General features: G+C 44.4%; 14 protein-coding genes and 2 tRNA genes. 6 read left to right on the top strand and 10 right to left on the bottom strand.

Going from position 1 to position 12,801, the window contains the following annotated elements:
• Positions 1–78 precede the first annotated feature (78 nt).
• The 5 genes from ACBP55_RS16490 to ACBP55_RS16470 are packed head-to-tail and all read left to right on the top strand — an operon-like array spanning position 79 to position 3,664.
• On the top strand, positions 79–1,374 hold the full coding sequence (locus ACBP55_RS16490) for a bifunctional DedA family/phosphatase PAP2 family protein (protein WP_464652826.1): 1,296 nt from the start codon (positions 79–81) through the stop codon (positions 1,372–1,374).
• A 37-nt stretch (positions 1,375–1,411) separates the two neighbouring features.
• Positions 1,412–1,936, top strand: a complete 525-nt coding sequence (locus ACBP55_RS16485; RefSeq protein ID WP_464652825.1) for an RNA polymerase sigma factor — start codon at positions 1,412–1,414, stop codon at positions 1,934–1,936.
• Entirely contained in the window at positions 1,933–2,427 is a 495-nt protein-coding gene (locus ACBP55_RS16480) for an anti-sigma factor family protein (RefSeq protein ID WP_464652824.1), read from the top strand. Before ACBP55_RS16485 ends, ACBP55_RS16480 begins: the two co-directional genes overlap by 4 nt.
• A gap of 5 nt (positions 2,428–2,432) precedes the next feature.
• Positions 2,433–3,260, top strand: a complete 828-nt coding sequence (locus ACBP55_RS16475) for a hypothetical protein (protein WP_464652823.1) — start codon at positions 2,433–2,435, stop codon at positions 3,258–3,260.
• A gap of 23 nt (positions 3,261–3,283) precedes the next feature.
• Complete coding sequence (locus tag ACBP55_RS16470) at positions 3,284–3,664, top strand: hypothetical protein (RefSeq protein ID WP_464652822.1); 381 nt, start codon at positions 3,284–3,286, stop codon at positions 3,662–3,664.
• Positions 3,665–3,873: 209 nt separating this feature from the next.
• On the opposite strand, the gene ACBP55_RS16465 is transcribed toward ACBP55_RS16470, so the two are convergent.
• From ACBP55_RS16465 to ACBP55_RS16455, 3 genes are read right to left on the bottom strand one after another with little or no spacing between them, the layout of a single operon-like run.
• The gene (locus ACBP55_RS16465; protein WP_464652821.1) at positions 3,874–4,386 is read right to left on the bottom strand and encodes a metallophosphoesterase; all 513 of its coding nucleotides are present in this window, start codon (positions 4,384–4,386) and stop codon (positions 3,874–3,876) included.
• Positions 4,379–5,740, bottom strand: a complete 1,362-nt coding sequence (locus ACBP55_RS16460) for a Na+/H+ antiporter NhaC family protein (protein WP_464652820.1) — start codon at positions 5,738–5,740, stop codon at positions 4,379–4,381. Before ACBP55_RS16460 ends, ACBP55_RS16465 begins: the two co-directional genes overlap by 8 nt.
• 3 nt (positions 5,741–5,743) lie before the next feature.
• The gene (locus ACBP55_RS16455) at positions 5,744–6,577 is read right to left on the bottom strand and encodes an alpha/beta hydrolase family protein (protein WP_464652819.1); all 834 of its coding nucleotides are present in this window, start codon (positions 6,575–6,577) and stop codon (positions 5,744–5,746) included.
• A 167-nt stretch (positions 6,578–6,744) separates the two neighbouring features.
• Between ACBP55_RS16455 and ACBP55_RS16450 the strand changes: the two genes are divergently transcribed.
• Positions 6,745–7,881: a hypothetical protein gene (locus tag ACBP55_RS16450; protein ID WP_464652818.1), complete on the top strand. Its 1,137-nt coding sequence runs from the start codon at positions 6,745–6,747 to the stop codon at positions 7,879–7,881.
• 49 nt (positions 7,882–7,930) lie between these two features.
• Here the strand turns inward: ACBP55_RS16450 and ACBP55_RS16445 are convergent, their stop codons facing one another.
• The 7 genes from ACBP55_RS16445 to ACBP55_RS16415 all read right to left on the bottom strand — a co-directional run bounded on the left by ACBP55_RS16445 (position 7,931) and on the right by ACBP55_RS16415 (position 12,777).
• On the bottom strand, positions 7,931–8,593 hold the full coding sequence (locus tag ACBP55_RS16445) for a stalk domain-containing protein (RefSeq protein ID WP_464652817.1): 663 nt from the start codon (positions 8,591–8,593) through the stop codon (positions 7,931–7,933).
• A 193-nt stretch (positions 8,594–8,786) separates the two neighbouring features.
• Entirely contained in the window at positions 8,787–9,533 is a 747-nt protein-coding gene (locus ACBP55_RS16440; RefSeq protein WP_464652816.1) for a DUF1906 domain-containing protein, read from the bottom strand.
• Positions 9,534–9,679: 146 nt separating this feature from the next.
• Positions 9,680–9,958 (bottom strand): DUF2277 domain-containing protein, encoded by a 279-nt coding sequence (locus ACBP55_RS16435; protein ID WP_464652815.1) that lies wholly within the window; start codon positions 9,956–9,958, stop codon positions 9,680–9,682.
• 750 nt (positions 9,959–10,708) lie between these two features.
• Complete coding sequence (gene xylB, locus ACBP55_RS16430; RefSeq protein ID WP_464652814.1) at positions 10,709–12,220, bottom strand: xylulokinase; 1,512 nt, start codon at positions 12,218–12,220, stop codon at positions 10,709–10,711.
• Between the two features lie 139 nt (positions 12,221–12,359).
• Positions 12,360–12,433 (bottom strand) — tRNA-Ile (locus tag ACBP55_RS16425).
• 11 nt (positions 12,434–12,444) lie between these two features.
• Positions 12,445–12,521 (bottom strand) — tRNA-Met (locus ACBP55_RS16420).
• A 91-nt stretch (positions 12,522–12,612) separates the two neighbouring features.
• Positions 12,613–12,777, bottom strand: a complete 165-nt coding sequence (locus tag ACBP55_RS16415; protein ID WP_164484139.1) for a hypothetical protein — start codon at positions 12,775–12,777, stop codon at positions 12,613–12,615.
• Between the last annotated feature and the right edge of the window lie 24 nt (positions 12,778–12,801).

The raw sequence follows: 12,801 nt of genomic DNA, 5'->3' as shown, positions 1-12,801 counted from the left end.
AAAAATAACCCTTAAGTTGGATAAAGGGTTATTTTTCCCATTGAACGATCAGAATACTAAGAAAGGAGGAAGATTTATTTGGGGTTTTTAACAAGCTGGTTAGAACATTATGGCTACTGGGTTCTCTTCTTTGCCCTTTTACTTGAGATGCTTGCGTTACCGTTTCCTGGGGAAGTCTTGATGAGCTATGCAGGGCTACTGATTTTTCAAGGAAAGTTAAATTGGTTCCTTTGTATATTAACAGCAGGTGCCGGTGTATCAACCGGTGTGACCCTTTCGTACTGGATTGGTTTTCGACTAGGTACTCCGTTCTTTGAAAAATATGGTAAACATGTTCATCTAGGTCCCGAAAAATTGGATAAAATTTCATATTGGTTTCAAAAGTATGGAAATAAAGTGTTGATTATCGCCTATTTTATTCCTGGGGTTCGGCATTTTACCGGGTACTTCTCGGGCGTGACACGTATTAGTTTTCGTAAGTATGCATGGTATGCTTATACAGGAGCATTCATTTGGGTGAGTGTTTTTATTTCCCTTGGGAAAGTATTAGGCCCAAAATGGGAGCAATATCATCATACGATTAATCGATATCTGATTTACGCTGGGATTATCGCGGCTTTCATTTTCATTATGGTATATTTATATCGAAAAAATAAGCTTCGAATTAGGGAAATGCTTACGAATAGTCTGGAAAAAGGAATCCATAACTTTCATTCTATGGGTAAGATTAAGTTTATTGTGCTTGCTGCCTTTGCGATTTTCGCTGCATTCATAACCTTAATGATTGGACTAATCCAAGATTTCTTAGCCAATGAATTTGCTTTATTTGATGAAGTCACGAGTTATATCATTCATGAGGTTTTTGATCCAGAATGGACCGTTTGGATGAACCATTTTGCTCTATTGGGCTCCTATTACTTATTTGTCCCTTTAATCGTAGTTACCTCTCTTTGGATTTTAATAAAAAGCAAAGATCGTATGCTTGAATTGCTGTCTTTTACAATGGTTATTGTGGGAGGAGAGGCTCTGGATGAGGGATTGCGGGCATTGTTTCATCGCATTGGTCCCTCTTCTACTAACTATCCATTCCCCTCTACATTTCCAAGTGAGCAGACATTAATTTCAATAACCGTCTGCGGCTTTGCTGCCTATCTACTGGTTCGGCATCAAGTAAGGTTGAAGTTTCGTATTTCAGCAACATTGTTTGTGATCCTCCTATGTTTGCTAGTAGGGCTCAGTCGCATTTTCTTTGATGTTCAATACCCAAGTGATGTCATCGCTGGTTATGCATTTGGAGGTGCTTGGATTAGCTTAAATGTGATCTTATTAGAGATCCTTCGTATGCTCCGTAAGGATGGATTTATAACTTCGTAGTTGCTGTATCGTTTGGATGTAAGGGGGTTGATACTGTGTGGATGAAGAACTTTACCGACTAATTTACCAAGCCAAACGAGGAGAAAAGGAAGCTTTCACTGCATTAATAAAGAGGTATAAAGGTCATGTTTATCGGTATGCTTTAGGTATGTTAGGGGATCAGATGGAAGCAGAAGATATCGCTCAGGAAGCTTTCATCAAAGCCTACTATTCGATGAATCAACTTGAAACGGAGTACGCCTTTTCTGCCTGGATGATTCGCATTGTTTCGAATCTTTGTAAGGATAGACTAAAAAAACGCGCTAGAGAACAACCACTTTCAACAGAAAATGAAGAATTAAATGTAAGTTATGAACCAACACACCTCAGACTGACGATTGAAGAGGCATTGAATCATCTGACTCCAGAACACCGAGAGGTTATTATGCTGCATGACATTCATGGATACAAGTATGAGGAAATTGCAGTGATAGCAGATGTACCCGTAGGTACCGTGAAATCTCGCATGCATGCCGCTCGTATGGCACTGCGAATTGAAATGACAAAGGGGGATGAGCTATGATTAACCATCCGGATGATTTATTGTCAGCGTATATCGATAACGAACTGAATGCCGATGAAAATCGCATCATTGAAGAACATCTAGCCTGTTGTGAACAATGCCAGACGCTTTATGAAGATCTTCTTCACATGAAGTTCCAAGTTTCTTCTGCTTTTCAGGATTTTGAGGCACCAGAGGACCTAGAACAAAGAATCATAAATGAAATAAATTTATATCCAGCTGCTAAGCCTATTAATAAAGCGTGGGTTACTTTACCAGTATTAGGAATTCTTACTGTTCTTATTGTTTTAATTTTATCTGGGCCTGTATTTGTTACATTAATATCCATTTTGTTTAAGTTTATAGCTGTTCTCGTCTTTGTCATACCAAGTGTCCTAACGTCAGTTCCCTCTTTATTTGGTGCATCGATCATCTTTTCAATCTTCATGCTTATTTTCTCAAGTTTTTATCTACGTCGATTGCTCCAGACTAACATGAACGGAAGGGGATAATTTATTTGAAAAAAAAAATATATGCAGCCCTTTTGGTTTTGTTCGCATTCGTGCTGCTTCCTTCTTCTGTTATGGCGAAAAGTATTTTTGAGCATCAAACGACAACGATCCCTGCGAATCAAACGGTTGATGATGTTATTGTTATAGGCGGAGATGCTCTCGTCTTAGGATCAGTTGCTAACTCTGTTGTAATTGTAAATGGTGACGTCCACCTTGGGTCCACATCACAGGTTAAAGGCTTTGTATTCGTCATTGGGGGGAAAGTCCAACAAGACGCTGGGTCGGTGATTCATGGCGACGTCATAAGTATTTCCTTGGATGATGCTACTCAAAATAGTCTTCTCATTGGTGGAGGACTCTTGCTTGGAATATGGGTCATTCAATTAGCTGGAAGTTTAATTATGATTCTTATCCCCCTGCTAATGATCTTATTTGGTAAGCAACGAACCACTTCTTTCATTGAGAAACATAGGTTTGAATCCATGGGCAAGCTGATCTATACAGGTTTTTTTAGCGGAATGATTCTTATCGCTGTAAGTTTGCTTTTGCTACTTACCGTAGTAGGAATACCTTTCATACTTCTTATAGGTCTCATTATTTTTGTTGCATTTGCTTTTGGAATGACCACCATTAGTTATCTCATTGCAGAACGAGTCCAAGGAACTTCGGGGAAAGCGGACTGGATTAAAGCCACAATAGGAGCATTTATTCTAACCTCATCTGTAAATATTCCTATTCTGGGGTTACTTATCCTTGTGGTTATCTTTCTGTTTTCATTTGGGGTTGCAACGATTTGGTTTGTTGAAAAAGTAAGAAATAAAAAACGAGTTTAATATGCAAGTAGAGAGGTGGCAAAATGAACGAGTACTCTGATGGAAGTACGCTGGTTGAGGCTATTACTGGAAAGTGGCATAGACTAGAAAAAGGAATTCGTAAAGGAACCTTTCTAATCGAATTTTCCAATACCTTGCTGCTGAATATTCACGTAACCACTAACCATATCGATGTTCTTATGAAAGATAATGAAGACATTTTCAGACTCATGGGAGACTTCTCATTCGAAGGTTTGGATACGGAGGAACATAAATTTATGTTCCACAGCTTAGGAATTGATCATGTGCATTTCAACAATCGAGATATTCGTGTAGATAACCCAAAAAGTGAAATATCTACTGTGTTTGTTAGGCTAAGTCATGATAAGAAAATAGAGACCATTAACAAATTAGCGGGACACTAGAAGTAAGAGGCTGACTCAAAAGGTTAAAAACCTAGCGAGCAGCCTCTATTTTGTTTCGATACGGAGCGAAATCTAACAGGAATTCCTCCAGTTCATTTGGCGTTAATTGCTCTAAACGGTCATCTAACTGGAAAACTGCTCTTTTCCATATAGTGCAACAATGAAAACAAGAGGGAGCCTAAAGAAGAACGTCTTATTGGACAGCCCCCTCACGACTGCTCCTCACTCACTACAACGGAATCTCGTATCTGTTCAAAAGAAACTGGCGTATAATCCCAATGCTCCACACTCACATTAAAGTAATGGCGTCCCTCGTATTTCTGGCTGTGAATGTGGCCGTGTACGTTGAGGTAGGGCATTTGTTTGTTCATATACATCGGTTCATGGGATAGGAAAAAGAAATTCTTATAAATGATCGGGTACTCAATCACTTCGTCAAAACCGACCTCAAGCCACCAGGTTCTCGACCTTCCTCGATCATGATTGCCTAAGATGAGGATTTTATAACCATTTAACTCCGAAACAATGGCTTTGGTTCGCTCTTTGTTCAAGAAGGAAAAATCCCCTAGATGAAATACTTTGTCTTCTTTGCTAACAACAGCGTTCCATTTGGCAATCATCGTCGCGGTCATTTCGTCTGCATCGGCGAAAGGCCGAGCTTCGAAATCAATAATGGATGAATGACCAAAATGATGGTCCGAAATAAAATAGGTATTAGGCATCGTATCCCACTCCTCTACTACTACTTAAACTTCCACGGTCTCTCCACCAAAAGGACCACAGTAAGGTACATACAGGCAAAGCCCAAAGAAACGGCGCATAGCCAACATACGCGAGCACGGGTACGCCTACAATTGTTCCACAGACGATGGCAAGCATGTTCCACGGAATCATCGCAGCTAGAATAAGGCTTGAATCAGCCACAACTCGGGCCAGTTGACTGCGAGGAAATCGCTCTTCCCAAAAAGGCTTCAAACTCCGCCCCGTCATCATAATTGGCAATGTTTGCGTACACGAAACAAGGCCAAGGCCTAGGCCAAACAGTGCTGTTCGTACAGTCGCCGAAAGGAGTGAAGCGGACGTCTCTCCTAGCAGCTTTTGCATATAAGTCTCTAGGACACGATACTGCTCTAAAATGCCACTATAAGCTCCCGCGAGTGCGATAAGGGCAATCAGTTCGATCATGTTGGAAAGCCCTTTGGTTTGCAAAGAACTAAACATGCTGGAATGGTAGCCAAACCACATATCATGCAGCCATTCATGCCAAGTTATTTGTTGCAAGCCCATGCCAATAAGGATGGCACAAGCAATCGACAAGAGGAAGCCATTTCTTGTTTTGAACCTTAGAAGGATCGAAACCAATAGGACAAGCACTGGCAGCAAAAGCCACAAGCTGTATCTAAATCCCGAAGCAAACTGCTGATTGTGTAAGGTGATGTCACTCCGATGCCATTCTCCACTCAAATCGCATACGAGGAAAAACCCCAGCGAGACACCTAGCGCACCAATAGTTGTGGGTAGTAACGCTTTAAAAAGAACCTTCATGGAAACGCCTGCTGAAGAAGCCACAAGTCTGTTTGCACTGGAAAATGGTGAAGTCCGATCACCTACAAAAGCACCCGACACAAGTGCACCAGCAACCATAGGAAGCGGGATTTGCAGCAGCAGCCCCAGCCCAATTAATGGGATTCCTACGGAACTAAGCGTTCCTGTAGATGTGCCCAGCACCATGGAGATGCAAACAGAAAGAACAAATGAAAAGGTTAGAAAAAAACTGGGATCAACTACACTAAGGCCCAAATCAATCATAAACGGAATCGTACCGCTCATAGTCCATGTAGGAATAACTACGCCAACTAGGGCAAGAATCCAAATGACCTCTTTGGTGTGTTTAACACCTTCCCACATGCTTTTCAAGATGTCCTTCAATGTAGTTCCCGCTCGCCAAATGAGGGCAACCAATGTCAAAAGCCCTAACGAAAATCCAATCACTAAAGGAATATGTAGAAAATAAGCGGCTGCAAGCCCTACAATCGTTATCGTGATTACTGCACTAAGTTGTCTAATCGTTAACATCGTTTAGGCTAACATCCCTTGTATCGTTCGTTTGGTTGCAAGAATTGCTTCCTTCAACGGCTTCGTCTCCCCTTGATACGGGTGTACCGACCCAAAGGTATGGTTGCCCTCAGGAATTCTAATCCATGCAATGGCGGCATTTTGCTCAACAAGCCTCTGTGAACCTCGGATTCCTCTCTCTCCATCTTCCGTTCCTTGAATAAGGGCGATTGGGAATTTAGCAGTGCTAATCCTACCCACAATATCGAAGCGCTCGCGATTATGCTCCATATCTTCTAAGATTTCGAGGTCCAGCGGCATATTTTGTTTGGTGCGCCCGTTCATCGTGTACGTTCGCCCTGCTGCCCGCATCTGCGCTTTATTTTCCTCCGTAAATAAATCGACATTCGCAATTCCGTTCCAGCTAATTACACCGGCAATGTGTTCAGGATAATCAAGCGCATAGATCAAGCACACACCCGCCCCCCTGCTATGACCTAAAAGAAGTATGGGTTTCGGGGTGGCTGAGCTTTCACGATTACGAATATGATTCACAACCGCATGCAAATCTTCTAAATCTTTGGAATAGGTTTCTCGAGCGAACTTCTCAAGTTCCGTAAACTCAAGTAAGTCAGCGCCCACACCATTGTGCGAAAAATTGATTGAAATCACATCGATCTCTTCGGCTAACGCCTGAGCCGCATGCGGGAACATCCCCCAATCTTTGAAGCCTTTGTACCCGTGACAAATAATTAAAGTCCCTCTGGCCGGCTGTGATGCCACTTCATAAAAGTCCCCTCTCACAACACGATCAGTCGCTATACATAATTCAAACGGTTTACCCGCGCTTGGTTTCATTCGTATTCCCTTCCCTTCCAAATCGTGTGCTAATCACGGCATACTTCTGTTATTTTATCACAAATCGAAATAGATCAGCACAGTCAGGACGGCTGTTCATAAATTTAAGTCATTTAGTAAAAACTTGATTATGTGCTTATCAAACTGAATTAGGAGGAAGCTAACCTATGCATCCATACCGAGCAAACAGCTTGCTCCGAAAGCTGTTTTGCACGCTGTTGCTTACAAGCCTACTAACAGCTGCAATAGGGATTAACGCGCATACTTACGGCGAAATGCCACAGCTTGAAGAAACCGCGAGTTCTGGGAAGCTCCAGCTGGTCGTTAAAGTTTCACCTCACGCTGCTTATCAAACTGAAGCTACATTTGTAGATAAAAAATTACAACGAGAGCTAGAAGATGGAGGTACTGGTGCCCCATTCATCGCCCCCCTTCTCCCGGATACCACGCTTTCCTTTGATAAAAAGGGTGTGCAACAAAGCTATGGTGTCACTCCGAATGGTGAAGTGGTGGATCTCTCGGCGAGACTCACGTTAAACATATCAAGCGCCGCTCAAGACACGCTTCGTTCTCAAGTTCAAGTTGTTAGAGCCAAGCACTATGGCGAAATACTTTCTTGGGAGGAGGCGAGTGAAGTCCTCCCCAAATACAGTAAATTCACTATCGTAGACGTGGAGAGCGGTCTTAGCTTTGAGGGGCAGCGCCGCGCAGGCTCCCATCATGCGGATGTACAGCCGCTGACCAAAGCCGACTCCGCGACGCTCAAAGCCATCTACGGCGGCGCCTGGAGCTGGGACCGCAAGGCGGTCCTCGTGAAGCTGAACGGCCGCACGCTGGCCGGATCCATGCACGGCATGCCGCATGGAGGTGACGGTATTCCGGGAAATGACTTCAACGGTCATTTCTGTATTCACTTCCTCGGGAGCGTGACGCACGGCTCCCGCTCCGTAGACCCGGCGCACCAGGTCATGGTGCACCGAGCGGCAGGCTTGCTGACGGAATACATCAGCAAGCTCTCGCCCTGGGCGCTGATCGACGTGTGGATCAGCGCAGCGAACCAAGGTGACCTGCAGCTGCTGCAGGTCACCACCGGGCAAGAACAGGCGGTGCATGTGCGAAGCATGCGCCGACTGTCCAAGTTCCCGGAGCGGGACGTGTCCCAGCTCCTGCAGCTTGACACCGCGGTTGACGTTTCGGCTACGCCGATGCGTGCATCCGCGGTTGTGAACAGGCGCGTGCTCTTTCGCCTCGAAAGAGCTTCGCTTGATGAGCGATGGTATATCCGCAGCGCCGTCATTCAATAATAAAGCCCGGCATCTCTGCGCTAGTCGAGAGATGCCGGGCTTATGATCTTTATTTCACGGTAATTTTACCCTTCATGAAATCCTTATGAGGCTGACAGAAGTACGTATACTCACCTGGCTTGGCAAACGTAACACTTTCCGATTCACCCGTTGCCAAAAGCGCGGTTTTGAAACTGCCATCATCAGCGACAGCATTGTGTTTCACTTTATCCTTATTCGTAAAAATAACCGTAGAGCCAGCTTCAACGGTGATATCCCCCTCTTTGAAAGCAAAGCCCTCCATATTCACGTAATAGGTTTTGGCTACCTCTTGTCCAGATCCGGAAGTCCCTCCGCTGTCGAGATTTACCGTCCGCGTTGCTTCATCATACATGACCTTAATCCCGAACACTTCAGCCAAAAACCGGGAGTGAACAAAGGTGGAACTGTTAATTAACTGTGCTGGACCGACCATAGATATTTTGGCACCGTCCACATTGGCTTCGGAGGATCCGATCATAAGTTTAACCGTTTTTGCGTCCTTCTTTACCGTTACCGTTTGTGTCGCGGCATCATAGCCCACTTCGGATCCAATGCCTTCTGCAAAGGCACGGTACGGCACAAACAAAGAGTTATCAATGAGGTAAGACTCATCCAGCTGCAAGGGTTTACCATTTAAAGTTAGCTTCATATCGGATTTTACCTGCTGTTGTACGGATGCTTTCATACTCATGTCAGACCGCCATGCTATCATGCCCAGGCTCATGGTCATGAGCTGAAACCGATAAGATGCTTGAAGCCAGCAAAACGAAACCGAGTACAACCGCGAATAAGCTTTTTTTCATATTAAAAATCCTCCTTTGAATGTGTACATCTACTCAATAGAGTAAACGTATCAATGGAGGATTCGGTTTACTTTAAGGCGATTATTGTTGCGGTTGACCCGAAACTCTGCGCAGCTCATTAGCAAGACGATGAAATTCCTCCTTAGCCGCAGTTGATGACGTCGCCTCATATCCAGCCGAAAGGAACGGTATAATCACATTGGCATCTTTAGGAGACAGAGGATACGACACAGGGGGCTCAGGTGGTGCTATCGTGCTCCACCAACCTTCATACCCATACGATTCATCGTAATCCACGCCAATCCCATGCTCAACCACATCGTTCAAGTATTGATACATGTTTAGAAAACTCGACTTTTTACCGCCACTCCAAGCATACGTTTGCCAAAAATGAGAGCTAGCTCCCGCGTTACGAACGGCTTCCATCACCGTATAAGAACCATATACACCTGTCGTATAGTCAGGTGTCGCCTCACTCGCTGCCCGGATATAGGCAATAATGGTAGGCATTTGGGCGCTTGAGGCATCAAAATCAACTGCAAAATATATACAGCTGCCAGGTGGCTGGCCAAGATTATGAGCAACTTGCACAGCCGTTGCCCCATCCGCCAAACCTGCGCTTCTTCCGCCGAGAGCTCGATTTGCGGTTGTTTCGAAGACAGATACGATTTGCAGTCCTGCCTCGCTGATCGTGTCTGCTTCACCTTTGGTTAACGCTTTGAAACCACTCGGAACGAGATATCTGGCTACAAACAAGTAGCCATCTTTGACGAAAGCAGCGGCGGTTTGTGCCGTTAAAGGCGTTGAACAATCAAAACCTTTGGTCACTTTCTATCACCTAATTTCTACTAGTTTCATACAGGATATGCGCAGCGAGGGTTGATCGCTACAAGGACAAGTTGAATGCCTATCCAAGAAACACAAAAAAGGCTCTCTCCCCGTAAGAAAGAACCCGCCCTTCATCTATGAAGTTCTTAATCTTCTTTTGTTCCAAACCTTTTGGCATTCCTAGCACGCGCACGTTCGATTTCAACCTCACGATTTCGAGGCTCAGCATTAGTTACCAAGGAGTCCAACAGATTCCGGGCAACATTACTTACCTCCACGACAGCTTGATTGAATGCCGCTTCATTAGCCTTTGAAGGCTCAGTAAAGCCTGAGATCTTTCTAACAAATTGCAGCGAGGCTGCCTGAATTTCATCGTCAGTAGCCATTGGATCGAAATTGAATAGAGTTTTAATATTTCGGCACATAACTTTCTCCTTTTGAATCGGTATACCATTAATTTTACAATAACATTCGAAAATAAGCACACCATCCATTCAACGCTGCAGACAACCATCGCTCCTGACGCATTTTGACTCGATATAAGGACAACGAACAAAAGCCGACGATTATCGTCAGCCTCGATCCTTTTTCATCTATTCATGCTTTAAGCTACTACTAAATGTCTTCACGTACTTTAATGTCTTACTGTTGGCAACCTTGTATAAGATTTCTCTTCCGAGTGTCTTTTATCCAAAAAAAAGGATTACGCTTACATTTATCGAGATAGTTTGTAAAGCTTGATATAAAAGCATGTTACGCCCTAGACGTAAATATCTCAAACATTCGCTTGATCATCCTTGTCTTGTTGTATTTTGTACAACATTACGCAAGATAATTCACGTTTTCCGCGGAATTGTTGCAAAAAATACAACATTTCTTACCGAAAATATCCATATTTCTTTTAAAAAGGAAAAATTGTTGCACACAATACAACATCTTTTAGCTTACCCGTAGAAATCGAGGAAATTGTTGTACTCCGTACAACTTTCCTTCCCAATTTCCCAATTCACTATTTCCCCCATTTCTTATCCCCATTCTCAACACATACGAATCCTCGTCACGCGTGTCAAAAAAATTGATTCCTCAGGTTTTCATCAATTAACTATGTAGACAGTATAATAACTTCTCATAAGAAGGAACTAAGTTTTGATGTTCTTCGCTATTGACTTTAATGTCTAGGATTGGTTAATGGTTACACCGCTCATTCTTTTGAACAATTCCTTATTGTATTGATATAGCTCTTTAAATAAAGCATACTGCTCTTCGTAAATGGATCTGTTCTTCAGAATAGGCGTAATCGGCCTCTCGACTTGCTTCACCACGATCTCACATGCTTCCTCTATAGATGCGTAGACGCCCGCCCCTACTCCTGCCATCATCGCCGCACCAATGCAAGCCTGCTCTTTCATAGCGGATGGAAATAGCTCACAACTTAGCACATCGGCAAGTATCTGCAGCCATACGGAGCTTTTAGCACCACCACCGGCCATCACGATTCGCTCGACTCTCACGCCCAATGCCACCAATACCTCCAGCCCATCGCGCAGCGCAAAAGCAACTCCCTCCATGACAGCTCGAACCAGATGGGCTTCATTGTGCTTCAGCGTTAATCCGAACATGGCCCCTCTGGCAAATGGATCCATATGCGGGGTTCGCTCTCCAGTCAAGTAGGGCAGGAATATAAGCGTTTCTGAGCCTGGGGGAACCTGAGCAGCGCTTTCATCGAGTGACTTAAAGTCCTTATTGTGGAGGATGTTTTCAGTTAGCCATCTATGCGATTGACCTGCACTCAGCATCGCCGCCATCATATACCACTTGCCTGGCGCTGCATGGGTGAAGGTATGCGTTCGCAGCAAGGAATCATAGGTAGGCGCAGCTACAGGCACAAACCATTGTCCACCTGTACCCAACGTACACGAAGCTTGCCCCTGATGTAAAATCCCATTGCCAATAGCCTGCATGGGTTGGTCTGCACCACCAAAGACGACAACAGTGCCTGCTGGAATTGCGCAATCGATTGCTGCCTCAGTTGTCAGACTTCCTGCAACTTCCCAAGGCTCACGTACGGTTGGCAGCAGTTCCGGATCAATTCCGAGCTGTCCCAACAGTTCTTTGGACCAACACTTATTGGCTACATCATAAGCTAACGTACCTGAGGCATCCGTTGACTCGGTTCCTACTTCGCCGGTTAGCCTGTACCTGATATAATCCTTCGGCAGCATGACTTTCCAAATCTTTTCATAGGTTTCCGGTTCATGCTGCTTTAACCACAACAGTGATAAAAGCAGAAAGCCGGTCGAAGCCCTGTTCTGTACTAGCTTGCCTAGCTGCTCGTTAGAAAACATCGTCTCTATCAGTTCCTTCTGTGCAACTGAACGCTGATCGCACCATATAATCGCTGGCCGAAGCACTTGCCCATCCATCCCGATCGCAACAAGACCATGCATTTGTCCTGATAAGCCTATCGCGAAACGGTCACCGCTATCGGCGCCTGCTTGCCTAACAGCATCAGATAAGGTTTGTGTTACTGCCTCCCACCAAGATTGAGGCTCTTGCTCCGCATAGCCAACCAAGGGCGAATGAATGTCATAGCTTTGATAAGATAAGCCTACGATCTGTCCCATGGGGTTCATAGCAACCGTCTTTAAGCTAGATGTCCCAAGATCTATTCCGAATAGTGTTGTCATTCAACATCCCATCCATTTCCGAAATGTTCAGCCTGTTTTGCTAAAAAGCCTCTCCATATCATCGAAAAGTGATGAGACCGAGAGGCTTATTTGATGCTATAAAATAATAAAAACCCTTATACCAAGGGTTTACGTGCTATGGGCCCAGAGGGACTCGAACCCCCGACCAATCGGTTATGAGCCGACCGCTCTAACCAACTGAGCTATAGGCCCAAAATAAAATTTGGTTGCGGGGGCAGGATTTGAACCTGCGGCCTTCGGGTTATGAGCCCGACGAGCTACCGGGCTGCTCCACCCCGCGTCATTAGTTGCCGCTCAACAGCGACAAAAATAAATATACACTAAATGCGCGGTCTAAGTCAAGCGTTAATTTCTAGGGTATTTCGTACAAATTACGTGTTATAACGAACGCCAAAACGCCCTTTTTTGGACTTAAATACTTCCACTTCTTGTGGGCATTCATAGCCGTAAATCCACCAGTCTTCTTCCATTCTTTTCGCCAGGCAGCCCGCTTGAAACTTGGAATCATATAATTTAGCCCAATATATCCAGTTCATTGCTTTCACTCCGTTATGTTCATT

It is taken from the genome of Paenibacillus sp. WG02, from assembly GCF_055396115.1.
Note: the sequence above shows the minus strand (reverse complement) of the source record. Positions and strands in the feature narration are given on the sequence as shown.

Bases quoted from the DNA above. Each gene is read 5' to 3' on its own strand.
- ACBP55_RS16480 (WP_464652824.1), top strand. From the start codon at position 1,933: ATGATTAACCATCCGGATGATTTATTGTCAGCGTATATCGATAACGAA.
- ACBP55_RS16470 (WP_464652822.1), top strand. From the start codon at position 3,284: ATGAACGAGTACTCTGATGGAAGTACGCTGGTTGAGGCTATTACTGGA.
- ACBP55_RS16465 (WP_464652821.1), bottom strand. From the start codon at position 4,386: ATGCCTAATACCTATTTTATTTCGGACCATCATTTTGGTCATTCATCC.
- ACBP55_RS16460 (WP_464652820.1), bottom strand. From the start codon at position 5,740: ATGTTAACGATTAGACAACTTAGTGCAGTAATCACGATAACGATTGTA.
- ACBP55_RS16455 (WP_464652819.1), bottom strand. From the start codon at position 6,577: ATGAAACCAAGCGCGGGTAAACCGTTTGAATTATGTATAGCGACTGAT.
- ACBP55_RS16450 (WP_464652818.1), top strand. From the start codon at position 6,745: ATGCATCCATACCGAGCAAACAGCTTGCTCCGAAAGCTGTTTTGCACG.
- ACBP55_RS16445 (WP_464652817.1), bottom strand. From the start codon at position 8,593: ATGAGTATGAAAGCATCCGTACAACAGCAGGTAAAATCCGATATGAAG.
- ACBP55_RS16435 (WP_464652815.1), bottom strand. From the start codon at position 9,958: ATGTGCCGAAATATTAAAACTCTATTCAATTTCGATCCAATGGCTACT.
- xylB (WP_464652814.1), bottom strand. From the start codon at position 12,220: ATGACAACACTATTCGGAATAGATCTTGGGACATCTAGCTTAAAGACG.
- ACBP55_RS16415 (WP_164484139.1), bottom strand. From the start codon at position 12,777: ATGAACTGGATATATTGGGCTAAATTATATGATTCCAAGTTTCAAGCG.